Origin of the sequence: Guyparkeria hydrothermalis (assembly GCF_023555385.1) — a bacterium.
Classification (GTDB): Bacteria; Pseudomonadota; Gammaproteobacteria; order Halothiobacillales; family Halothiobacillaceae; genus Guyparkeria; species Guyparkeria hydrothermalis_A.
On record NZ_JAJSED010000001.1, the window covers coordinates 961,579 to 983,085 of the forward strand.

General features: G+C 65.5%; 27 protein-coding genes and 4 tRNA genes. 10 read left to right on the forward strand and 21 right to left on the reverse strand.

All coding sequences use genetic code 11. The annotated features are described in order from the left end of the window. Positions 1–4: 4 nt before the first annotated feature. Genes LV476_RS04425 through thiD form a run of 3 tightly spaced genes read right to left on the reverse strand, consistent with a single transcriptional unit; the run spans position 5 to position 2,466 of the window. Positions 5–1,210 (reverse strand): O-succinylhomoserine sulfhydrylase, encoded by a 1,206-nt coding sequence (locus LV476_RS04425; RefSeq protein ID WP_250073831.1) that lies wholly within the window; start codon positions 1,208–1,210, stop codon positions 5–7. 30 nt (positions 1,211–1,240) lie between these two features. Then, entirely contained in the window at positions 1,241–1,588 is a 348-nt protein-coding gene (locus LV476_RS04430; RefSeq protein ID WP_250073833.1) for a YqcC family protein, read from the reverse strand. Positions 1,589–1,605: 17 nt separating this feature from the next. Beyond that, entirely contained in the window at positions 1,606–2,466 is an 861-nt protein-coding gene (gene thiD, locus LV476_RS04435) for a bifunctional hydroxymethylpyrimidine kinase/phosphomethylpyrimidine kinase (protein WP_250073835.1), read from the reverse strand. A 150-nt stretch (positions 2,467–2,616) separates the two neighbouring features. Here thiD and LV476_RS04440 point away from each other — a divergent pair, with 150 nt between their 5' ends. Continuing rightward, the gene (locus tag LV476_RS04440) at positions 2,617–3,972 is read left to right on the forward strand and encodes a YihY/virulence factor BrkB family protein (protein ID WP_250073837.1); all 1,356 of its coding nucleotides are present in this window, start codon (positions 2,617–2,619) and stop codon (positions 3,970–3,972) included. On the opposite strand, the gene LV476_RS04445 is transcribed toward LV476_RS04440, so the two are convergent. After that, complete coding sequence (locus LV476_RS04445; protein ID WP_250073839.1) at positions 3,933–4,514, reverse strand: cob(I)yrinic acid a,c-diamide adenosyltransferase; 582 nt, start codon at positions 4,512–4,514, stop codon at positions 3,933–3,935. The genes LV476_RS04440 and LV476_RS04445 overlap by 40 nt on opposite strands. A 2-nt stretch (positions 4,515–4,516) precedes the next feature. Beyond that, complete coding sequence (locus tag LV476_RS04450) at positions 4,517–5,047, reverse strand: hypothetical protein (protein WP_250073841.1); 531 nt, start codon at positions 5,045–5,047, stop codon at positions 4,517–4,519. 102 nt (positions 5,048–5,149) lie between these two features. On the opposite strand from LV476_RS04450, the gene nth reads away from it, so the two are divergent. Both nth and LV476_RS04460 read left to right on the forward strand, forming a co-directional pair. Beyond that, positions 5,150–5,827 (forward strand): endonuclease III, encoded by a 678-nt coding sequence (gene nth, locus LV476_RS04455; protein WP_250073842.1) that lies wholly within the window; start codon positions 5,150–5,152, stop codon positions 5,825–5,827. A gap of 2 nt (positions 5,828–5,829) precedes the next feature. Beyond that, positions 5,830–6,261 (forward strand): DUF1841 family protein, encoded by a 432-nt coding sequence (locus LV476_RS04460; RefSeq protein WP_250073845.1) that lies wholly within the window; start codon positions 5,830–5,832, stop codon positions 6,259–6,261. Between the two features lie 30 nt (positions 6,262–6,291). Here the strand turns inward: LV476_RS04460 and LV476_RS04465 are convergent, their stop codons facing one another. Further along, on the reverse strand, positions 6,292–6,756 hold the full coding sequence (locus tag LV476_RS04465) for a YcgN family cysteine cluster protein (protein ID WP_250073847.1): 465 nt from the start codon (positions 6,754–6,756) through the stop codon (positions 6,292–6,294). Between the two features lie 134 nt (positions 6,757–6,890). Here LV476_RS04465 and LV476_RS04470 point away from each other — a divergent pair, with 134 nt between their 5' ends. Both LV476_RS04470 and LV476_RS04475 read left to right on the forward strand, forming a co-directional pair. Beyond that, the gene (locus tag LV476_RS04470) at positions 6,891–8,642 is read left to right on the forward strand and encodes a GspE/PulE family protein (RefSeq protein ID WP_250073849.1); all 1,752 of its coding nucleotides are present in this window, start codon (positions 6,891–6,893) and stop codon (positions 8,640–8,642) included. A 4-nt stretch (positions 8,643–8,646) separates the two neighbouring features. Then, the gene (locus LV476_RS04475) at positions 8,647–8,880 is read left to right on the forward strand and encodes a hypothetical protein (RefSeq protein WP_250073851.1); all 234 of its coding nucleotides are present in this window, start codon (positions 8,647–8,649) and stop codon (positions 8,878–8,880) included. A 1-nt stretch (position 8,881) separates the two neighbouring features. On the opposite strand, the gene LV476_RS04480 is transcribed toward LV476_RS04475, so the two are convergent. The 4 genes from LV476_RS04480 to LV476_RS04495 all read right to left on the reverse strand — a co-directional run bounded on the left by LV476_RS04480 (position 8,882) and on the right by LV476_RS04495 (position 14,009). Further along, entirely contained in the window at positions 8,882–9,115 is a 234-nt protein-coding gene (locus tag LV476_RS04480) for a GDCCVxC domain-containing (seleno)protein (RefSeq protein ID WP_250073853.1), read from the reverse strand. An 81-nt stretch (positions 9,116–9,196) separates the two neighbouring features. Continuing rightward, positions 9,197–10,360, reverse strand: a complete 1,164-nt coding sequence (cfa, locus tag LV476_RS04485) for a cyclopropane fatty acyl phospholipid synthase (RefSeq protein WP_349665994.1) — start codon at positions 10,358–10,360, stop codon at positions 9,197–9,199. Positions 10,361–10,687: 327 nt separating this feature from the next. Then, on the reverse strand, positions 10,688–13,270 hold the full coding sequence (gene acnB / locus LV476_RS04490) for a bifunctional aconitate hydratase 2/2-methylisocitrate dehydratase (RefSeq protein WP_250073855.1): 2,583 nt from the start codon (positions 13,268–13,270) through the stop codon (positions 10,688–10,690). 133 nt (positions 13,271–13,403) lie between these two features. Further along, positions 13,404–14,009 (reverse strand): NUDIX domain-containing protein, encoded by a 606-nt coding sequence (locus LV476_RS04495; RefSeq protein WP_250073857.1) that lies wholly within the window; start codon positions 14,007–14,009, stop codon positions 13,404–13,406. A 130-nt stretch (positions 14,010–14,139) separates the two neighbouring features. On the opposite strand from LV476_RS04495, the gene LV476_RS04500 reads away from it, so the two are divergent. Further along, positions 14,140–14,439, forward strand: coding sequence for a hypothetical protein (locus tag LV476_RS04500; RefSeq protein ID WP_250073859.1), 300 nt, complete (start codon positions 14,140–14,142; stop codon positions 14,437–14,439). A 44-nt stretch (positions 14,440–14,483) separates the two neighbouring features. Next, complete coding sequence (locus LV476_RS04505) at positions 14,484–15,140, forward strand: META domain-containing protein (RefSeq protein ID WP_250073861.1); 657 nt, start codon at positions 14,484–14,486, stop codon at positions 15,138–15,140. 22 nt (positions 15,141–15,162) lie between these two features. Here LV476_RS04505 and ligD read toward each other — a convergent pair whose 3' ends face one another. Beyond that, positions 15,163–16,053 carry a non-homologous end-joining DNA ligase gene (gene ligD, locus LV476_RS04510; RefSeq protein ID WP_250073863.1) on the reverse strand — a complete coding sequence of 297 codons (891 nt, stop codon included), beginning with the start codon at positions 16,051–16,053 and terminating at the stop codon, positions 15,163–15,165. Beyond that, a complete protein-coding gene (locus LV476_RS04515; RefSeq protein ID WP_250073865.1) occupies positions 16,050–16,562 on the reverse strand; it encodes a DNA polymerase ligase N-terminal domain-containing protein in 513 nt (170 codons plus the stop codon). Before LV476_RS04515 ends, ligD begins: the two co-directional genes overlap by 4 nt. Positions 16,563–16,754: 192 nt before the next feature. On the opposite strand from LV476_RS04515, the gene LV476_RS04520 reads away from it, so the two are divergent. After that, positions 16,755–17,030, forward strand: coding sequence for a hypothetical protein (locus LV476_RS04520; protein WP_250073867.1), 276 nt, complete (start codon positions 16,755–16,757; stop codon positions 17,028–17,030). Positions 17,031–17,090: 60 nt separating this feature from the next. Here the strand turns inward: LV476_RS04520 and LV476_RS04525 are convergent. The 7 genes from LV476_RS04525 to LV476_RS04555 form a co-directional block, all read right to left on the reverse strand. Next, positions 17,091–17,166: transfer RNA gene (locus LV476_RS04525), tRNA-Glu, on the reverse strand. A 95-nt stretch (positions 17,167–17,261) separates the two neighbouring features. Then, a tRNA-Glu gene (locus tag LV476_RS04530) sits at positions 17,262–17,337 on the reverse strand. Between the two features lie 5 nt (positions 17,338–17,342). Continuing rightward, positions 17,343–17,419, reverse strand: a tRNA-Arg gene (locus LV476_RS04535). 2 nt (positions 17,420–17,421) lie between these two features. Then, positions 17,422–17,497, reverse strand: a tRNA-Asn gene (locus tag LV476_RS04540). A gap of 199 nt (positions 17,498–17,696) precedes the next feature. Next, positions 17,697–18,206, reverse strand: coding sequence for a GlcG/HbpS family heme-binding protein (locus tag LV476_RS04545; RefSeq protein ID WP_250073869.1), 510 nt, complete (start codon positions 18,204–18,206; stop codon positions 17,697–17,699). A gap of 51 nt (positions 18,207–18,257) precedes the next feature. Continuing rightward, positions 18,258–19,358 carry an alkene reductase gene (locus LV476_RS04550; protein ID WP_250073871.1) on the reverse strand — a complete coding sequence of 367 codons (1,101 nt, stop codon included), beginning with the start codon at positions 19,356–19,358 and terminating at the stop codon, positions 18,258–18,260. A gap of 129 nt (positions 19,359–19,487) precedes the next feature. After that, a complete protein-coding gene (locus LV476_RS04555) occupies positions 19,488–19,844 on the reverse strand; it encodes a DUF2288 domain-containing protein (protein ID WP_250073873.1) in 357 nt (118 codons plus the stop codon). Positions 19,845–19,892: 48 nt separating this feature from the next. Here LV476_RS04555 and LV476_RS04560 point away from each other — a divergent pair, with 48 nt between their 5' ends. Both LV476_RS04560 and LV476_RS04565 read left to right on the forward strand, forming a co-directional pair. Further along, a complete protein-coding gene (locus tag LV476_RS04560) occupies positions 19,893–20,309 on the forward strand; it encodes a cupin domain-containing protein (protein WP_250073875.1) in 417 nt (138 codons plus the stop codon). Positions 20,310–20,323: 14 nt separating this feature from the next. Further along, positions 20,324–20,494, forward strand: a complete 171-nt coding sequence (locus LV476_RS04565) for a hypothetical protein (RefSeq protein ID WP_250073877.1) — start codon at positions 20,324–20,326, stop codon at positions 20,492–20,494. 19 nt (positions 20,495–20,513) lie between these two features. Here LV476_RS04565 and kdsB read toward each other — a convergent pair whose 3' ends face one another. Continuing rightward, entirely contained in the window at positions 20,514–21,284 is a 771-nt protein-coding gene (gene kdsB, locus LV476_RS04570) for a 3-deoxy-manno-octulosonate cytidylyltransferase (protein WP_250073879.1), read from the reverse strand. After that, complete coding sequence (locus tag LV476_RS04575) at positions 21,281–21,505, reverse strand: Trm112 family protein (protein ID WP_250073881.1); 225 nt, start codon at positions 21,503–21,505, stop codon at positions 21,281–21,283. Before LV476_RS04575 ends, kdsB begins: the two co-directional genes overlap by 4 nt. Between the last annotated feature and the right edge of the window lie 2 nt (positions 21,506–21,507).

The following is a 21,507-nucleotide window of genomic DNA, read 5'->3' on the forward strand; positions in this document are numbered from 1 at the left end:
CGGGTCAGTCGATCTGCTCGCCCAGCCCGCGAGCCAGATCGGCGATGATGTCCTGCGGGTCCTCGAGTCCGACAGACAACCGCACCAGGCCCTCGTCGATGCCTGCCTCGGCACGCGCCTCCGGCGACAACCGGCCGTGCGTGGTGCTGGCCGGATGGGTGATGGTGGTCTTGGTATCGCCGAGATTGGCGGTGATCGAGAGCATCCGGGTGCCGTTGATCACGTTCCACGCCGCCTGGCGGCCACCATCGACCACGAAGGAGACAATCGCACCCGGGCCGGTCTGTTGCGCGGCAATGATGTCTGCCTGAGGATGGTCGGGCAGTCCCGGGAAATGCACCCGGGCGACGTTGTGATGGGCGACCAGCCAGTCGGCCACCTCGCGGGCGTGGCGGCTGTGCGCCTCCATGCGCAGGTTGAGCGTCTCCAGGCCCTTGGCGAAGATCCAGGCGTTGAACGGCGCCATCGTCGGGCCGCAGGTGCGCAGGAAACCGCGCACTTCCTTGCCGACGCGCTCGGCGTCACCGACTACCGCCCCGCCGATTGCCCGACCCTGACCGTCGAGGAACTTGGTCGCCGAGTGGATGACGATGTCCGCGCCCAGGCTCAGCGGCCGCTGCAGTGCCGGGGTGCAGAAGCAGTTGTCGACCACCAGCGCGGCATCGTGCCCGTGGGCCAGTTTGGCCAGCCGGCTGATGTCCGCGACCTCGGTCAGCGGATTCGATGGCGTCTCGATGAACAGCATCCGTGTGCGCTCACCGACGGCCTCCTCCCACTGTGACCAGTCGGTCAGGTTCACCCAGCGGACCACCAAGCCGAACTTGGCCATGTACTTGTCGAACAGCACCTTGGTGGTACCGAACACCTGCCGGGCGATCACGACCTCGTCGCCGGCCTCGCACAGGGCCATGACGGTCGACAGGATGGCCGACATGCCCGAGGCGGTGGCAACGCAGTCCTCGCCGCCTTCCATCACGGCGAGCCGCTCCTCGAAGATGCGCGTGGTCGGGTTGGTGAACCGCGCGTAGATGTTGCCCGGCTCGTCGCCGGCGAAGCGGGCGGCGGCCTGCTCGGCCGACTCGAACGTGAAGCTCGAAGTGGTGAAGATCGGCTCGCCGTGCTCACGCTCGGGCGTCGGGTGGTGGCCCGTGCGGATGGCCTGGGTCGCGAGCGACCAGTCGTTTTCAAAACGGCGGTTCGAATCGGTCATGGGTATCCGGTCCAGTCGGTCGGGCCCGGTTCAGCGGGCGTTGAAGAAATGCCAGGCGAGATTGTCGAACTCGGCGATCTCCGCCAGCAGCCGGTCCGTCTCCTCCTCGAGCTCGAGGAACTGATGCTCGGCCAGCGGCGCCATCGAGCAGTTCTCAGGCGGCGTGCCGAACTGCTCCAGCAACTCGCGCATCTGGGGCAGGAATTTCCACTGCAGCCACTCCTGGAACGCCAGGGTGTCGAAGCAGAACGGATTGGGGCTGGCCAGGGCCTCGTCGCTGGGGCGCTCGTCCGACCACAGGCCTGCCTGCTGCATTTCATGAGCGATGTGGTCGAGCTGACGCAGCATCTGGTCGGTGCTGGGGCGAACGTTTTCCATCGCGTCCTCTTGGTCGTTCAGTGTACTCGCGAGGAGCCCGGGGGCTCGTCGTTCATGTCGGCGCCACCCTCGTCGTCGGCCCAGAACAGCCGGTGCGGCACCAGTTGGCCGCGGCCGATGGCCGCCGCGTACATCAGGGTCTGGTGCGTGTATTCCAGGCCCTCATGCACGGCATTTACCGGGTCACTGCCCTGTGCGATCAGCCCGGCGATCGCCGAGGAGAGAGTGCAACCCGAGCCGTGGTACTTGCCGGCCAGTCGCTCGTAGACGAAGCGGCGTGCCGGATCGACTCCGAACAGCCAGTTCTCGACCTTCTCGCCCGGCTCGTCGCCACCCTTGAGGAGCACGTATTCGGCACCGAGCGCGGAGAGGATGGCGCCGCGCTCCTGCAAATCGCGACCCTCCGGCGCCAGCACCCGGCCTTCGTGGGCATTGGGGGTGGCGATCGTGGCGCGTGGGAACAGGTGTTCGGCAATCGCCGCGGCAACGGCATTGTCGCCCAGCGAGCCGCCCCCACCGGCCACGAGCACCGGGTCGAGCACCACCGGGATTTCCGGGTGACGCGCCAGCACGGTGGCGACCGCTTCCACCAGTTCGACGGTGCCGAGCATGCCGATCTTGATCGCTCCGACCGGCATGTCATTGAGCACCGCAAGCGACTGGTCGATCACCAGCTTGGGATCGCTGGGCACGAAGCCGTGCACGTTGACCGTGTCCTGCACGGTAAGCGCCGTGATCGCCGTGGCCGGATGCACGCCCTGGCTGACGATCGCCTCGATGTCCGCGTGGATGCCCGCCCCGCCGCTCGGGTCGTGGCCGGCAATTGCCAGGACCACCGGAACCTCGGGGAGGTCGTTGAGCGTCTGTCTCGTTTCCATCTGGTGCTAAGCTCCCTCGAACAATGGTGCCGTCGCGGCGCCGACACGCCCTCGGCGTGCCGGGCCCGACATCATAACGCAGCCAGCGCCGCTGGCATCGGCCTCTTCCCGACCACCGACAACCACCTCGCCGAAGGACCGCATCGCACGATGACGCCTCTGAAACCGTCAGAATGGATCCGACCACTCAAGCGCTGGATCTGGCACGACCGACCAACCGGCCGCCTCTCCCAGTTTGTCCAGCGCCTGACGCGGGCGTTCCTCAACGTGATGTCCTCGGCATCCCGCGGCGACCTGCAACTCAACGCCATGAGCCTGTCGTACACCACGCTCCTGTCGATGGTGCCGTTGCTTGCCGTCACGTTCTCGGTGCTCAAGGCGTTCGGGTCGGCATCCGTGATCGAGCCGTTCCTGCTCTCGCTGCTAGCCCCGCTGGGTGATGCCGCCGACGAGCTGACACTGCGGATTCTCAGTTTCGTCGACAACATCCGCGTCGGCGTATTGGGTGCGGTAGGCGTCGCGCTGCTCTTCTACACCGTCATCGCCCTGATGCAGAAGATCGAGCGGGTCTTCAACCGCATCTGGCATGTGCACCAGATGCGCTCGATGTCGGCACGTTTCGCCAACTACCTCTCGGTACTGATGGTCGGCCCGGTACTGGTGATCGCTGCCGGCAGTCTCACGGCCACCCTGCTCGCCGCACCAGTGATCCGCGACTTCGCCGCGCTGTCGATCCTGGCGACCATGCTCAAGTGGCTTGGCTACCTGGTGCCACTGGCGATCTGGACCGGGGCGTTCGCCTTCCTCTACCTGTTCATCCCGAATACGCGGGTAAAGGCGAGCGCCGCCCTGGTCGGCGGTCTGGTCGCCGCGGTGCTCTGGAACCTGCTGGGACTGGTATTCGGCGGGCTGATCGCGGGATCGACCAGCTACACGGCCGTGTACTCGGCATTCGCCTCGCTGGTGCTGTTCCTGGTCTGGCTGCAGATCGCCTGGATGATCGTGCTGATCGGCGCCGGCATCAGCTATGGCTGGCAGCACAGCGACCGTCTGAGCCTGGGTGACGAGGAAGGCACCCATCCCAGCCAGCGCCTCGCGGCCGCCATCGTGTTGCTCGACGAGATCGAACGACGCTTCGAGGCCGGTCAGCTGCCCCCGGATCGGGACCAGCTGGCCGAGCGCGTCGGTCGATACCGGGTGCTGGCCGAGGTGTGGATCGACCCGCTACTGGAAAAACTGGTGGAAGCGGAATTGCTGCGCGTGACCGAATCGGACGACGCAACCTGCTTCCTGCCGGCACGGCCGGGATCGGCCATCAGCCTCGAAGAAATCGAGAACGCCATCGAGGGGCATGCACCGGAACTGCCGGCTGCCTTGCTCAGGGAAATCCCCGCGCTGGCACGCTTCGGCGAACACCATCGGGAATGGCAGGCGGAACTGGGCCGGACCTCGCTGTCGGCGCGGGATCAATCCGAGGCGTCTTCCGACGACGCGCCGCGCCAGTAGACGGTATGCCGCCCTGCCGGATCGAGCAGGCGGGCGAAGACGAACCAGGCATCCGACAGCCGGTTGAGGTAGGTGGCCAGCGCGGCGCCCTCGTCGGCTGAACACCAGGCCCAGGCCAACCGTTCGGCCCGACGTGTGCCGGTGCGCGCGAGGTGCGCCCGGGCCATGGCCTCGCTGCCCCCGGGAAGGATGAACTCGCGCAGGGGCGGCAGATCGGCGTTGGCCGCCTCGATCCAGGCCTCGAGACGCTCGATCGACGGCAGTTGCGACGGCTCGGCCATCTCGCCCATGGCGACGAAACCGCCCAGATCGAATACCGCCTGCTGCTGCTCGCGGACGAAGTCCAGCCGTTGGGGTTCATCATCCAGCGAGACGGCTAGCAAGCCGAGACGTGCGTTCAGTTCATCGAGCTCACCCAGCAGTTCGATGGCGATGTCCTGCTTGGGCAGCCGCCGGCCGTCGGCCAGTCCGGTCTCGCCACGATCGCCGCTGCGAGTGACGACTCGCGACAGGCGGGGGCGATCGTCATGCGACCTGGCCATGGTCAGCCGGCCTGTGGTTCGGTGGCCGGCACGTCGGTGGGCCAGTCGAGCGGCTGACCGGCGACGACCTTGATGGCAAAGGCAAGAATCGCCGCCACCCCGTAGATCAGGCCCGCGACCACGCCCATATCGACGATGCCGTGCCACGGCTGCGGCAACTGACTGACGAACAGCACCAGCGTCACCACGCCGGCGGTCACGGAAAGCGCGACGATGCGACGCTTTTTCGTCGCGTGGATGTAGCCCATGCAGTAGAGCGGCGCGAGGGCCACATGCCAGCCCACCGGGTGGCGGGACAAATGCACGGCACGGGCAACCACGCGCGGCGAAAAGCCCTTCTGGAAGCCTTTATAACCCTCGCTGTAGACCATGAATACCATCCAGACGGCGAAGAAGGCCCAGTGCCACCAGGCCCAGGGCGCGTCCCAGGCAGCGACGGCATAGAAGGACAGGCGGTAGATGGCCCAGAGCAGCAGCGCGCACAGGCCCAGCACGCCCCAGACTGCTCCGATGACACCCAGTTGCTTGTTCACCACAATCGACTCTCCCGGACCCATGTCCGTCTGGCGGTTCTTTGGCAAGGGCGCGGAGTTTATCATGCACGCCTCCACCCGATTCCCGAGTGACCGGACCCGATGAACCCCCGCACCCGACGCGAGATGTTCGCGCGCTTCCAGCGCCAGCTTCCCGAGCCCACCACGGAGCTCGAGTACTCGACCCCATTCGAGCTACTCGTCGCCGTGGTGCTCTCCGCTCAGGCGACCGACGCGGGCGTGAACAAGGCGACCCGCCCGCTGTTCCAACGGGCAAACACGCCTCGGGGCATCCTGGACCTGGGCCTCGACGAACTGACCGAGGCAATCCGCACCATCGGCCTGTACAAGACCAAGGCGAAGAACGTCTACGCACTCTCCCGCCAGCTGATCGAGAAACACGACGGTGAGGTGCCGGCCGACCGCGAAGCCCTGGAGGCCCTGCCCGGGGTGGGCCGCAAGACCGCCAACGTGGTGCTGAACACCGTCTTCCGTCAGCCGACCATGGCGGTCGACACGCACATCTTCCGGGTGGCCAACCGCACGGGACTGGCAAAGGGCAAAACGGTGCGTGCCGTGGAGGAACGCCTGCTGAAGGTGATCCCGAAGGAATACCGCCTCGATGCCCACCACTGGCTGATCCTGCACGGTCGCTACGTCTGCAAGGCGCGCAAGCCGGACTGCGGCGCCTGCATCGTCTGCGACCTGTGCGACTTTTCCGACAAGACCGAGGAATGCAGCCCGGAGCTGATCGCCCGTTACGCTACCGAAGAGACCTGAGCATGTACTCAAGCGACCGCCGCAAGATGCGCCAGCCCTTTATCGACGCCTGGGCAAAAGGCAAGCAGAAAAAGCCGCTTGCCCCGATCGAACAGATGATCTTCGAGGTGGTGCGCGACCATCCCGAGTACCACTCGCTGCTCGACCAGCCGGAGTTCGCCCTCGAGGCCGACTGGCCGCCGGAAATGGGCGTGACCAACCCGTTCCTGCACATGAGCATGCATCTGTCCCTGCGCGAGATGGTGCAGACGGACCGCCCGGCAGGGATCCGCTCGGTGCATGCGGAGCTTTCGCTCAAGAAGGGCGACCCGCTGGAGGCCGAGCACGAAATGATCGACTGCCTCGGCGAGGCACTCTGGCAGGCTCAGCAGAATGGCGGCCCGCCCGACGAGAACGCCCTGATGCAGTGCCTGAAGGACAAGCTCAAGCGGTGACAAGGGGCCAAGCAGGCAGGGCAAGCCGGGTCAGTCGCTTTCCTCGAGCGGCCAGTCGACGACATGTGCTTCCCAGTCGATCGATTCCCGGTCGGCACTGGCGGCGATCACCGCCCGACCGGCGACCGAGTGGCCGCTTCTGACCGTGCTCGACGAATCGCCCGTGACCAGCGGGTGCCACGACGGCAGATCGCGCCCCTCGGCAATGCGACGATAGGCGCAGGTCGACGGCAACCAGTCGAACTCGTCGAGGTCCTCGGGCTTGAGCCAGACGCAGCCGGGCACCCGCGTCTGCCGGTTGAGATAATCCGTGCACTGGCAGGTGCCGGCATCCAGCAGATGGCAGGCGACGTCCGTGTAGTAGACGTCGCCCTCCTCGTCCTCGACCTTCTCCAGACAGCACTTGGCACAGCCGTCGCAGAGCGATTCCCACTCGGCGGGCGTCATGTCGCTCAGGCGCTTTCTGCGCCAGAAAGGCGGGCTGTCGTGGCTCATGCGCATGCTCAAGGGTGGCCCGTGGGGCTCGGCAGGTTAGCACGGCCTGCCCGGACTGGGTGTAGGATAAGAAGCGGGATGATGAACAGCGGAAACGGAGACGGACAGGGATGACGCAAGCGGCCCAGGCCAGAATGGTCACAAGGATCGGCAGCGAGGCGGACATCAACCAGGCGCTGCACTCGGCGCGCAATGCGCGAGTTGAACGCCTGGGAGAGGTACTCGTCCATCGGGGCACGATCACCCGCGACACCCTCGAAAAGGCGCTCGAGGCGCTCAAACACCATCCCGCAATGCACCTGGGCGACTGGCTGGTCGAGCACAAGCTGATCTCACCCGACCAGCTCGAGGAAGCCCTGTGCTCGCAGCTGGGCATCCCGCAGGTCAATCTCGGCGGGTTCATCCCCCCGCCGACGGTAGCCGCCCTGATCCCCTACGAAATGGCCCTGCGACTCAACGTCCTGCCGCTGGCGCGCCGTAACTCGGTGCTGGTGGTTGCCTGCGCGAAGCCCACCGACCAGGAATTACTGTCGATCCTGCGTTTCTACACTGGGCTGGGCATCGAGCCGGTACTGGCCGCCGGGCACCAGATCACCAGCGCGATCAACCGGGCCTACCGAATCGAGTCGAGTGGTGAGGAAACCGGACTGCCGGGTGCCGACGTTCAGCCAAACGAGCAGGAACCGGACATCGAGAACCAGGCCAGCAGCCCGCCGGTCGTCAAGATGGTCAATACCATCCTGATGCAGGCAATAAGCCGCGGCGCATCGGACATCCACTTCCTGCCGCGGCGCGAGAACGTGCTGGTGCGGTTCCGCCTCTCCGGCGCCCTGCAAACCATCCGCTCGATCGAGAAGTCCGAGCTGGCGGCGGTAGTCGCCCGCATCAAGATCCTCGGCCGCATGAACATCGCCGAGCACCGCCTGCCGCAGGACGGCCACGCCCGCGTGCACATGAGCAAGCAGGAGGTCGACCTGCGCATCTCCGTGATGCCTACCTCCACCGGCGAGAGCGTGGTCATCCGCATCCTGAACAAGAACATGGGCCTCAAACCGCTCAACGCACTGGGCTTTTCCAAGAGCGACGAGCGGGTCATCCGCAACCTGATCGCCCGGGCCCAGGGCATGATCCTGGTCACGGGGCCGACCGGGTCGGGCAAGACCACGACGCTCTACTCCCTGCTGCAGGAGGTCAAGGCAGCCGACCCGCATATCATCACGGTCGAGGACCCGGTCGAGTACGACATGGACGGCGTCGATCAGGTGCAGGTGCACGGCGGCATCGGCTACACCTTCGGCCGGGCGCTGCGCAACATCCTGCGCCACGATCCCGACGTGATCATGATCGGCGAGATGCGTGACCTCGAAACCGCCGAGAGCGGCGTAAAGGCCGCACTGACCGGCCACCTGGTGTTCTCCACCCTGCATACCAACGACGCCCCCAGCGCGGTCACCCGTCTGGTCGACATGGGCGTCGCTCCCTATCTGGTCAGCTCGACGGTCATGGCGGTGCTCGCGCAACGACTGGTGCGCATCCTCTGCTCGCATTGCAAGAAGAAGCATCAGCCCGAAGCGCTGATAAAAGAGACCATGGGTGTCGACAAGGACGCGACCTTCTGGCGATCCAAGGGATGCGACCACTGCGACCACACCGGCTACGTCGGCCGCACCATGGCCTACGAGTTGATCGTCGTCGACCGCGACATGGCCAACCACATCGCCCACGGCGTCACCACCGAGGAGTTGCGCCAGCTGTCGGTCGACAAGGGCATGCGCACGCTGACACGTCATGCACTGGAGATGGCACTGGCCGGCATCACCTCGCTGGAAGAGGCCTATCGCGTCCGTCTCGAGGACCTCGGCGGCCCGGAACACGACGAGCACTGATCCGATGGACCTTTTGCTCGTCGCCCTGGTCGCGCTGGCCATGATCATCCTTGCCGTCCGCCGCCGACAGCGTCGCCGCCCCCCAACCAACGGCTCGCGCCCCAACAACGGCGGCTGGTCGTTTTCCCGTCACCCTCGCGAGGACTGGCGCTACTGGCGGGATCTCGCCATCCTGATCGGCTTGGTACTGGCCCTGCTAGCGGCGACCGCCCTCCTCACCAGCACCTCGCCCTCTTGATCTAGCTGCCGCAGCAGCCTGCCGTGCCGTCCCGGCGCGCCTCCTGTATCGGCGGACAGGGAACGTCGCCGTAGGAGCAGAACACGCAACAATCCCCCGGTAGCGGCGAGAGCAGTTCGCCGCAAGACGGGCACTCGAAGAACCACTGGCAGGCATCTTCCGGCATGGTCTGCCGGGACGACTCGCCGCACTCCGGACAGGTCAGGCGGGAGACGGTCTCGATAGCTTGTTTCATGATCGGGCTCCGTGGGTGATGTTCGTCTTGAGCCGGAAGACGATGATCACCGACAGAAGCCGCCCCGTCGAGGGGCAAAAGTCATACGGGGCGTCGGTAGCCGCCGGGGGTGCCCGAAGGCGACAGGACGAACTGCCATAGCTGGATCTGGCGGGCCCGGAAACCACCGGCGCAGGATTGCAGGTAGTACTTCCACATCCGACCGAAGGTATCACCGTAGCTCGTGCGCCAGAGCGGCCAGGCCTGCTCGAAATTCTCGTACCAGGCCATCAGGGTGCGGTCGTAGTCGGCGCCGAAGTTGTGCATGTCCTCGACGACAAACCTCCCCTCGCTGGCGTCTACCACCTGCTGCAGGGCGGGCAGCTCGCCGTTGGGGAAAATGTACTTGCTGATCCAGGGGTCCGGCGGCGCGCCCTCGCGGTTGGTGCCGATGGTGTGCAGCAAAAAAAGCCCGTCGGGCTTGAGGCAGCGACGGGCGACTTGCATGTATTCGTCGTAGTTGTGGCGACCGACGTGTTCGAACATGCCGACCGACACCACGTGGTCAAAGGGCTCGTCGACGTCGCGATAGTCCATCAGGCGGAATTCCACCGGCAGATCGCCGGCCAGCTCGCGGCCGAGTGCGGCCTGTTCCTTCGAGATGGTCAGGCCGACGCATTCCACGCCGTAGTGCTCGGCGGCGTAGATCATGAAGCTGCCCCAGCCGCAGCCGATGTCGAGCACGCGCTGCCCCGGTTTCAGGTCGAGCTTGCGACAGATGATGTCGAGCTTGTGCTCCTGTGCTTCCGCCAGGGTCTCGGCGCCTCCGCCCCAGAAACCGCAGGTGTAGGTCATGCGCGGGTCGAGCATGTCGCGGTAGAAATCGTTGCCGATATCGTAGTGGCGCTCGCCCACCTCCCAGCAGCGATCGCGGGTCTGGCAGTTGAACAGGCGCGCCTTGAGCGCGTGCCACCACAGCCACGGCGAGCGTCCCACCTCCCGGCTCAGCCCGGAGCGAAGCACGCGCACGACGAACTCGTCGACCCGGTCGATATCGACCCAACCGGCCATGTAGGCCTCACCCAAACCGAGATTGCCGTAGCCGAGTATGCGATCGATGGCGCGCGGGTCTCGGATACGCATGTCCCAGGGGCGATCGCCGTCGAGGCGGACGTCGGCCCGCGCCAGCATCTTCGCGAATGGGGAATCCGCACGAACCACATGCCTATCCAGCGATTGCCCGTCCAGAGCCATGCGTTTGCTCATCGATCGCCTCCGTCACCGTAACGAACCATGCCGCCGACCGGCGACACGCGAGCGCTCGCCAGCCCAAACCCTCAATCTAGTCAGGGGATTAGCGATTTTCAACGAAACATGCGATCCATGAGATGTTCGGGAAAGCGCAGGTAGATCGCTCGTCGAGGCGCCCTAAGCCGACGTGGACCACCTCGTCGCTGTGGGTCTTCCTCCGCGAAGCCTTCGGCCGAAACAGAAAACCGCCGGACGAAGTGCCCCTCCTCTCGGAGGAATACCTCGGTCCGGCGGTTCGAAAGCAGCCCTGCCCCGGTCACGGGGCAAAACAGGACGTGCCGATCAGGCGGTGACCACGGGGATGTCCTTGAGCATCTGCAGCCCCTTGGTGGCCTCTTCCTGGTACTCCTCGATCTCGTTGAAGTTGAGGTAGCGGTAGATGTCCGCCGACATCGTGGCCAGGTGCGCGACGTGCTCCTGGTACTCCTCGACCGACGGCAGCTTGCCGAGGATCGCGGTGACCGCGGACAGCTCGGCCGAGCCGAGGTAGACGCGCGCATCCTTGCCCATGCGGTTGGGGAAGTTGCGCGTCGAGGTCGACATGACGGTCGCCCCGTCGGCGACGCGCGCCTGGTTGCCCATGCACAGAGAGCAGCCCGGCATCTCGACCCGGGCACCGGCGCGACCGAAGACGTTGTAGTAACCCTCCTCGGTGAGCTGGTGCTGGTCCATGCGGGTCGGCGGCGCGATCCACAGGCGGGTCGGCACCGAGCCGCCGTAAGACTCGAGCACCTTGCCCGCGGCGCGGTAGTGACCGATGTTGGTCATGCACGAGCCGATGAACACTTCCTGGACCTCGTCGCCGGCAACCTCGGAGAGCGGCTTGATGTCGTCCGGATCGTTCGGGCAGGCGAGCAGCGGCTCCTTGATCTCGTTGAGATCGATCTCGATGATCTCGGCGTACTCGGCGTCGGCGTCCGGCTCGAGCAGCTCGGGGTTGTCGAGCCATTCCTGCATCGCCTCGATGCGGCGACCCAAGGTGCGCTTGTCCTCGTAGCCCTGGCTGATCATCCACTCGAGCAGCGTAATGTTGCTCTTGAGGAACTCCTTGATCGGCTCGGGACCGAGGCGGACGGTACAGCCGTTGGCCGAGCGCTCGGCCGAGGCGTCGGCGAACTCGAACGCCTGCTCGACCTTCAGGTCCGGCAGGCCCTCGATCTCGAGCACGCGGCCGTTGAAGACGTTCTGCTTGCCCTTCTTCTCGACGGTCAGCTGGCCGTTCTGGATCGCCTTGTATGGGATCGCGTTGACCAGATCACGCAGCGTAATGCCCGGCTGCATCTCGCCCTTGAAGCGCACCAGCACGGATTCCGGCATGTCCAGCGGCATCACACCCAGTGCGGCGGCGAATGCGACCAGGCCGGAGCCGGCCGGGAAGGAGATGCCCAGCGGGAAGCGGGTGTGCGAATCGCCGCCGGTGCCGACGGTATCCGGCAGGATCATGCGGTTGAGCCAGGAGTGGATCACCCCGTCACCGGCGCGTAGCGAAACGCCGCCGCGGGTGGAGATGAACTCCGGCAGCTCGTGCTGCAGAGCCACGTCCACCGGACGCGGGTAGGCCGCGGTGTGGCAGAACGACTGCATGACCAGATCCGCGGAGAAGCCCAGGCAGGCCAGCTCCTTGAGCTCGTCGCGGGTCATCGCCCCGGTGGTGTCCTGACTGCCAACGGTGGCCATCTTCGGCTCGCAGTAGGTGCCCGGACGGACGCCCTCGACGCCACAGGCGCGACCGACCATCTTCTGCGCGAGCGTGAAGCCCTTGCCGGTGTCTTCCGGCTGCTCGGCGCGCAGGAATTCGTCGGACGGCTCCATCTTGAGCGTCTCGCGTGCCTTGCCGGTCAGGCCGCGGCCGACGATCAGCGGGATGCGGCCGCCGGCGCGCACCTCGTCGGGCAGCGTGCTCGGGCGCATCTTGAACGTCGAGATCACCTCGCCGTTCTTGAGCACCTCGCCCGCGTAGGGACGGATGGTGAGCACGTCACCGGTTTCCATCTGGTCGACGTCGCACTCGATCGGCAGCGCGCCGGAATCCTCGGCGGTGTTGAAGAAGATCGGGGCGATCTTGCTGCCCAGGACCACGCCGCCGGTGCGCTTGTTGGGCACGTGCGGGATGTCGCGACCGATGTGCCACTGCACCGAGTTGATCGCCGACTTGCGCGACGAACCGGTGCCGACCACGTCGCCGACGTAGGCGATCTTGTGGCCGGACTCCTTCAGTTTCTTGATGGTGTCGAGTGCCTCGGGCATCTTCGACTGCAGCATCGAGCAGGCGTGCAACGGGATGTCCGGACGACTCCAGGCCTCCTGGGCCGGGGATAGATCGTCGGTGTTGGTCTCGCCCGGCACCTTGAGGACGATCACCTCGATCTCTTCCTCGAGCTTGGGCTTGGCCTTGAACCACTCGGCGTTGGCCCAGGACTCGAGCACGCGACCGGCGTTCTTGCTGCCCTCGCGGTGCTTGTCCTCGACGTCGCGGAAGGCGTCGTAGACCATCACCAGCTTCGAGAGCGCCTTGACCGCGTCCTCACCGACCGTCTCGTCGTCGAGCAACTCGATCAGCGGGTCGACGTTATAGCCACCCATCATGGTGCCGAGCAGTTCGACCGCCTCGTGACGGTCGAGCAGCGGCGAATTCGCTTCGCCCTTGGCCAGATCGGCGAGGAAAGCGGCCTTGACGTAGGCGGCCTTGTCCACACCCGGCGGGACACGCTGGGAGAGCAGGTACTTGAGCTCGTCGCCGTCGACATCGGCCGGCGGGTTCTTGATCAGCTCGATCAGCTCGGCTGTCTGCTCGGCGTTCAGCGCCAGCGGGGGAATGTCCTGCTCGGCACGTTCGGCCTTGTGTTCGCGATAGGCTTCAAGCATTGGTGATCCTCAACGGCTTGTGATCATGAATTCTGGGAAGGTTGTTGTTCGCACCGGCCCGACCGGCCGACCGCGATAAATTCGAAAGAGGCGGGATTCTATCAAATCCGGCCGGCTAGCCCGTCCGCCACCGTCAAAGCCTGCCGGCAAGCCGCAGCCGGTCGAGCCACAGCAGCGCGATCACCGGGGCGGCGGCGACGATCCGTCCGCCTTCGACGTCGGCGACCGCCTGCTCGATCGGCACCACCCGCACCCGGATGTCCTCGTGTTCGTGATCCAGGCCGAACCGGCCGTCGACCAGGCCGTCACCATCGCGATCGATCCGCGAGGTGTCCACCCGCGCCAGGAAGAGATAGATGCTCTCGGTACAGCCGCCGGGGCTGACCCAGTAGCGGGTGAGCGGATAGAGCTCGTCGATGGCCAGCCCCGCTTCCTCGTCTGACTCGCGCCGGGCCACATCCTCGGCCGATTCGCCCGGCTCGATCATGCCGGCGACGATCTCGGCCAGCCAGGGCCCGGTGGGCGCTTCCAGCGCGCCGGGGCGGAACTGCTCGATCAGCACCACCTCGCCGCGCTCGGGATCGAACGGCAGCACCGCAACGGCGTGACCGCGCTCGAAGATCTCGCGTTCGATCGGCTCCGACCAGCTACCGTCGAAGTACTCGAAGCGCAGCCGGTAGCGTTGCAGGGAGAAAAAACCGCTATAGAGGGTCTCATTGGCCAGAAGGTCGAAACGCATCAAGGGTGGCTCCTGCTACCATCAATCGGATTGGGTTGAACGCCCGGGCGACCTGCCGGCATCGGACCGACCGGGCTCAAAGCCTAGCTTACATTCCGGCGAGCCGACTCGCCCGCCACATGGGAAGCCCATGAACACCATCCTCCAGCTGCTTGAACCCCTGATCGGTCAGGAGATCCACATCGGGGAGCACCGCGGCACGGTCATCGAGATCCACGATGATCCACCGGCGCTGATCCTGCGCGCGGAGAACAGCCCGGACGCCTTTCAGGTCGATTACCTCGGCCGACCGAGGTCCATGGCGCAGCCGACCTGGACTCAGCCGATCGTCGGCAGCTCCGGCGGGAACCTGCACCCGGACCTTCAGCGCCAGTTGCCGCTGGAGACAGCCCGGGCACTGGACGAGTTCATCAAGTCCAGCCGATCCTGATCTATCAAACTGCTTTCTTCGATTTCGACACGGAGCCTGTCTGCATGAAACCCGGCATTTCCTCTTCACTCCTGCCCCGCCTGGCTATCGCCCTGCTCGGCCTCGCTGCCGCACCGCTGCTGTTCGCCGCGTCCACGCCACCGGCCGACAGTCACTGGCGGCTTTCGAACATCGCCACCCTGCCGACGATCGACCCCAGCCTCACCGACTTGATGGTCGACGCTGAGGGCAACCTCAGTGGCGTTGCCGGCTGCAATCACTACCGCCAGGCGCGTCAGGAAGATGGCTACGGCGAGATCAGCACCACCCGCAAGCAATGTTCAGCCGAGAAAATGCGTCAGGAAAAAGCGTTCCTGAACGCCCTCCGGCAGACTGAAGAGTGGCAGATGGACGGCGAACGGCTGCTGCTGAAGGATGGCTCCAGCCGCACGCTCGCCATGATGCTCGAACCGATCATTCCCACCTATCACTTCGACTGCCAGGGCGAACGCGTGGTGTTCGACGTCATCCGGCGCGGCGAGATCCACCTGACCCACGGCGACACGACCGTCATGATGACTCGAACCGACAGCGCTTCGGGTTCGCACTACGAGGACGAGAGCGGCCAAATCATCTTCAGCGGCAAAGGGACGAAAGGTCAGTTCACCCGCGACGAGACCACTCTCGACTGCCGGCAGATCCCCGGACCGATCGAGGACTGAGCTCCGCGCCGCGGCGCCTCCCCTACCCGAGCTGATCAAGAGCCCGGCGAGCGGCCTCGGGGTCAGCAGCCTGGTCGAACATGCCGGCCCAGGGATCGCCCTTCTGCCCGAGTCGGCGGAAAACGTTCTCCAGGGTGTAGCTATCCGAACGCAGGCCGCCCTTGTCCAGCTCGACCCAGTCGAGGGGGGTAGCCACCGGCGCACCGGGCCGGGCACGCAGGGAATACGGCGCGACGGCCGTCTGGCCGAAGGCATTGCGCATGACGTCGAGGTACAGCCGTCCCTTCCGTGCCTCGCGCCGCTGCTCTGTGGTCAGCTCATCCGGGTAGGCAGCCGCAAGCCGTTCGGCCATGCCCCCGGCGAGATCGCGCACGTCATCGAAGCCCTGCCGGGCCTGCAGCGGCGCGACCACGTGCAGGCCGGTCGAGCCGGTCGTCATGACAAAGGGTGACATCTGACAGTCGCGCATCAGGGCCGCGACACGGCGGGCCGTGCGCTTGAGCAAGCCCATGTCGTCGTCCGGGGGATCGAGATCGAAGATCAACAGATCCGGTCGATCGATCACATTGCCGCGCGCAGCCCAGCGATGGAACGTAATGGTCGCCTGATCGGCCAGGAACGCGAGACAATCGACGTCCTCGCAGAGGATGTGGCGGACCGGCCCAGTGGGCTCGTCGTGACGCACCAGCAGCGCACCGACCCACTCGGGGAAGTGCTCGGCATATGCCTGCTGAAAGAACCCTTCCTCGCCGAGGCCGTCCGGAAAACGGTGCAGCGTCAGCGGCCGGCCGGCCAGATGGGGCAACATGAACTCGGCGACGCGGCGGTAATAGCCGACCACGTCCGCCTTGGTCCAGCCATCGTCGGGATACAGGATCTTGTCCGGACGAGTGATGTCACCGTCCTCGTTCATGCCTCCTCCCGGCGAATCTCGTCGAGCGACCGGCCACTCTTGACCGAGTCCGTTTCCGTCGAAACCGGGTTGCGACGGGCATCAGCCGCCTCGTCACGCATCTTGATCAACAGCCACTGCGGCTTTTCGCCTTTCTGGATGCGCTTGAGCGCGTAGCCGCCGGAAATCTTCTCGCCGTCCAGCCAGACCTCGACCAGCCCCTGCTCGAGCCCCTCTGCCACCGAGGCCTCGTCTGCGAGGTTTCTATACGCCCCGCGATCCCAGACCATCACCGTCCCGGCGCCGTACTGCCCTTCCGGAATCACGCCCTCGAAATCGGCATAGTCGATGTCGTGGTCGTCCACCTCCACGGCCAGGCGTTTCTCGGCGGGATCGGTGGACGGCCCCTTGGGCACCGCCCACGACTTCAGCACGCCATCGACCTCCAGACGGAAGTCGTAATGCCGCTGGCTGGCGTCATGGAGCTGGATCACGAAGCGCCCATCCTGACCGTCGGTTTTGCCGCCCATATCGCCCTCCCGATGATGACGATGGCTGTGATGCCTAGGGAGTAAAGCAGCCATCAGCGAGCCTTGCCGGAGACGATTTCGCCAATCCGTCTAAGTCTTTATTTATGGAACAATTTATTTTTTTATGGGTCACAACAAGCAGTCCGTCCCTCGGTCGGGGCGGCTGACGAACGAGACGCAAGAGGTATTCCGATGCGACTGACCACCCTTTCCACCCTCCTCGGCACCATACTGGTCACCGGGGCGGCACACGCCGGCCATGCCAATCCCTGGGCGACCCCGGAAGACGATCTGCTGATGCAGTATCACGACGAGAACCTCGAACAGAGCGAGGACACACTAGGCGAGGACGAAATGCTGGGAGTGATGGACCGTAGCGCCTATGGCAAGTTGGGTGGTTCGCCAACAGCCGACGGCACGGGTAGCGCCCTCGGTGGCGGCAACCCCGGGGTCGGCGGCGGCCACTGAACCTCACTTCCCGGATAGCAAAAAGCCCGCGCGGTTTCCCGCGCGGGCTTTTTCTTCGTATGGCGTCCCCAAGGGGATTCGAACCCCTGTTACCGCCGTGAAAGGGCGGTGTCCTAGGCCTCTAGACGATGGGGACCTAGTTGATGGCCGGTGCCTACCCGGCCGCGTCGATCACGTTTTACGGTGACCAACAAGTAAGGCAGCACGCGTGACACGCACTGCCCGACTATATGGCGTCCCCAAGGGGATTCGAACCCCTGTTACCGCCGTGAAAGGGCGGTGTCCTAGGCCTCTAGACGATGGGGACCTGATTGGCGCGCCCGGGAAGATTCGAACTCCCGACCTTCTGGTTCGTAGCCAGACGCTCTATCCAACTGAGCTACGGGCGCTTTGGCTCCCCGAGCTGGACTCGAACCAGCGACCCAGTGATTAACAGTCACTTGCTCTACCAACTGAGCTATCGGGGAATACGTCTCTCGACGTGGGGCGGCATATTAATGATCCACCGGGGGTGCGTCAACACCCGATGGGAGAAAAAATGCGACCAGAAGCGCCTCCCGGGGCTAACCCGTTGAAAGCGCGCCCCGCAACGACAAAGGCCCGGCCACTGCCGGGCCTGTCGCATCGAGGCCATGTGCTGGCCGCTACCCAAGCGGCGCTATTCGCTCAAAGAAACTCCAGATCCATGGCGACCGCTTCGGCGCCCTTGCTGGCACACATCTCGTCGGTATCGCCCGAGGGCGCCCCGGACACACCGATCGCGCCGTAGATCTTGCCCCCGGCCTCGATGGTGACGCCACCGGCCCCCATCATCAGGCCGGGCACGTTGCCGAGTGCACCCTGGCCCCGCTCCTCGAGCGTGGAGGTGGCGGTGTTGAACGACAGTGCGGTGTAGGCCTTCATCTTCGAGATGCGCAGGGTCAGGTCCGGAGCGAGAACGTCGCGGAGCACCACCTGCGGGTTGCCGCCACGATCGACTACCGTCACTCCGATCTGAATGCCCTCGGCGCGGCAGGCCTCCACCGCCCCCTGGGCGGCCTTGAGGGCCATCTCCATCGAGAGTCGCTCGACACTGATGGTGGCCGGCTGGTCGGAGGCCGCCAGGGCCGCCGTGCTCGCCAGGGCCAGCGCAGTACCCGCAACGGTGGTTCGAACGGCTTGCTTGATCGCTTTCATGCTTATCCCTTCCCTCTTTCTTTTTTATCGTCTTCACGGCTCGACACGACGTCAGGCCAGATCGGCCAGCGTCGGGTAATCGATATAACCTTTTTCACCACCACCGTAGAACGTGGTGGGATCGCCTTCATTCCACGGCGCGTCGCGGCGGATGCGCTCGACCAGGTCGGGATTGGCGATGAACGGCACGCCGAAAGCCACCGCTGCCGCCCGTCCGCCGGCCACGTCGGCTTCTGCCCGAGACTGGTCGTACTGGTAGTTGCGAATCACCGGCCCGTCGAACAGCGGTACGAGCTCGTCCAGATCAAAGGCCGGCCCGGCGGCTCCGGGAGCATCCTCACCCATGCCGGCAATATGAAGATACGCCAGTCCGAATGGATTGAGCTCCCGCACCACGTAGGAGAACGTGCCCCAGGGGTCACTGTCGTGGATGCCGTTCATCGGCTGCAACGGCGAGATGCGCACGCCGGTACGCGACGCTCCCGCCACGCCGATGACCGCTGCCAACACCTCGCGCAACAACCGCATGCGGTTTTCCAGCGAGCCACCGTAACGGTCGGTGCGCTTGTTGGTCCCGTCGCGCAGGAATTGGTCGATCAGGTAGCCGTTGGCCGCATGCACCTCCACCCCGTCGACGCCGGCTGCCAGCGCCCGCTCGGTGGCCCGCGCATAGGCATCCACCAGCGGCGGAATCTCCTCGGTCTCCAGCGCACGCGGCGTCTCGAAGGGCTTCTTCTCGCCGGAAGGCACATAGCCTTCCCCGTCGATCGCGATGGCCGACGGCGCCACCGGCAGCTTGCCGCCGGGCTGGAAGTCCGAGTGCGACACGCGCCCCACGTGCCACAGCTGCAGGACCATGCGTCCGCCGGCATCGTGCACCGCCCGGGTAATCATCTCCCAACCGGCCTGTTGCTCGTCGCTGTGGATGCCGGGCGTCGCAGGGTATCCCTGCCCTTCCGGTACCACCTGGGTGGCCTCGCTGATGATCAGCCCGGCACCGGCGCGTTGCCGGTAGTAGGTCCGCATCATGTCGTTGGGAATGTTGCCCGGCACGGTCGCGCGGCAACGAGTCAACGGCGCCATGATGACGCGGTTGGGCAGGTGCAGGTCGCCGAGAGCGACCGGGGTAAGCAGTGCGGAATCCTGACTCATGGAACCTCGGAAACGGTGGGTGCCGGCCGCGGCGTTTTCCGAATCCAGCCGACCGGCAGGAGAATTCGATTAGCCAGCTAACTTGTAGCCGAGGTCGGGCCGAAATGCCAGCCGCCCTCCGTCGCGGGGTCAGTGCCGGGCCGGGGCCTCGTCGGTCTCCTGCACCAGGATCCACGGCGGGGTGACCACCGCCCAGAGGGTCACGTCGCCACCGGCCCAGCGGCGCGCGGTATCGGTATCCAGGGCGGCCAGATCACCCGCCTCCTGCCAGGCGGCGACCGGCTCGGTGCGATCGCGGATCATGGCGAACGCCACCTCGACCAGGTCCAGCGAGGGGGCAATCCTGAGAATCTGCCCCTTGGCGAAGAACCGCTCGATTTCGCTCCAGCCGATCTTGGCCGTCTGCCCAACCAGATCGGCGTAGAGGGTTTCATCGTCGAGCGCGTCCGGCCCGGTCTCGGGGAGATTGGAGGGAATTTCTGTCATGATCTGTCGATTACCTGAACCTTGTCGGAATGTACTCGAGGAGCAACGATGTCCCGTCGCCGGACGCCCGCAGTCGATCGCAGCCCCTATCTCAACCACCGCAGCGCGGTCGAACCCATCGACGCGCCGGATGGCTCGACCGTGCGCGAGCTGCTGCACCCGACACACCACGCCATCGAGCGCATGAGCATCGCCGAGGCGGAAGTCGCACCGGGCCAACGTACTCGCCTGCATCGCCACCCGCTGGCCGAGGAGGTCTATCACATCCTCGACGGGGCGGGCGTCCTGCAACTGGGCGAGGAGCGGATCGCGGTGGTACCCGGTGATATCATCCGCATCGCACCCCAGCAGGCGCACCGGATCGAGGCGAAGAGCGAGACACCACTGCGATTCCTGTGCATCTGCCAACCGGCATACCGCGACGAGGATACCGAATTCCTCGACGCCGACGACACGAGCCCATAACGAGTCCGAACCCGATGGTCATCCAGCGCAGCACCTTCGAATTTCTGCTTATCACCCTGGTTTTCGGCAGCATCATGGCCGCCACCCTGTGGCTGGGCCACGGTGCCGGCGTGCTGTTCCTGATCGGCTGGGGCATCGCCGGGGCGATCTACCTCAAGCGCAAGGGAAAGCGCGACCAGGACTGACGACCACGCCGGTCCTCGTTCAGTCGACGGCCTCCTCGGCCATCAGCGCACGCACCCGCTCAAGGTCCGCAGCGGTGTCCACGCCGGGCGCCGGTGTGACCTCGGCGATCGCGATCGCGATCGTTTCCCCCATCGACAATGCCCGCAACTGCTCGAGCTTCTCGAGGCGCTCGATCTCGGGGCTGGATGTTTGCACGAAACGGCGCAGGAATCCCGCCCTGTAGGCATACAGGCCAAGGTGTCGAAAGCCGAAGATACCCGCTTCTCTTGCTTCCGGCAGGCCATCCCGATGAAAGGGGATCGGCGCGCGAGAGAAATACATCGCCTCGGCCCGCCCGTTGGCAACCACCTTCACCGCGTCCGGCGAGAGGAACTCCTCGCGCTCGGTGATCGGCACCATCAGCGTCGCCATCGCGGCATCGGGCTTGGCACGCAACAGGTTGGCGACCTGGGCGAGCAACACCGGCGGCATCAACGGCTCGTCGCCCTGCAGGTTGACCACCACGGTCTCGTCGGGCAACTCGAGGTGATCGATTACCTCGGCCAGGCGGTCGGTGCCGGATTCGTGCCCCTCGCTGGTCAGCACCGCCCGCGCACCGATCTCCGCGGCCGCCTCCTGGATGCGCTCGTCGTCGGTGGCAATGACCACGTGCTCACTGCCCGCTGCCATGGCCCGCTCGTAAACCCAGTGGATCATCGGCCGGCCGTCGATCTCGGCCAGCGGCTTGCCGGGCAGACGGCTGGAGTCGTAACGGGCGGGAATGACGATCCAGTCGGTCTCGGCCATCATGAGGCAGCATCCCCCGCTTCGGCCGGGTGCTTCTTGCGCCAGGCCTGGTATTCGTCGTCGGTCAGTTGACGCGCCTCGTCCTCGAGCATCACCGGGATGTCGTCACGGATGGGATAGGCCAGGTGCGCGGAAAGCGAGATCAGCTCCCGGTTGGCCTTGTCGTAGATCAGCGGCCCCTTGGTCACGGGGCACACCAGGATATCGAGCAGTTTCTTGTCCATCG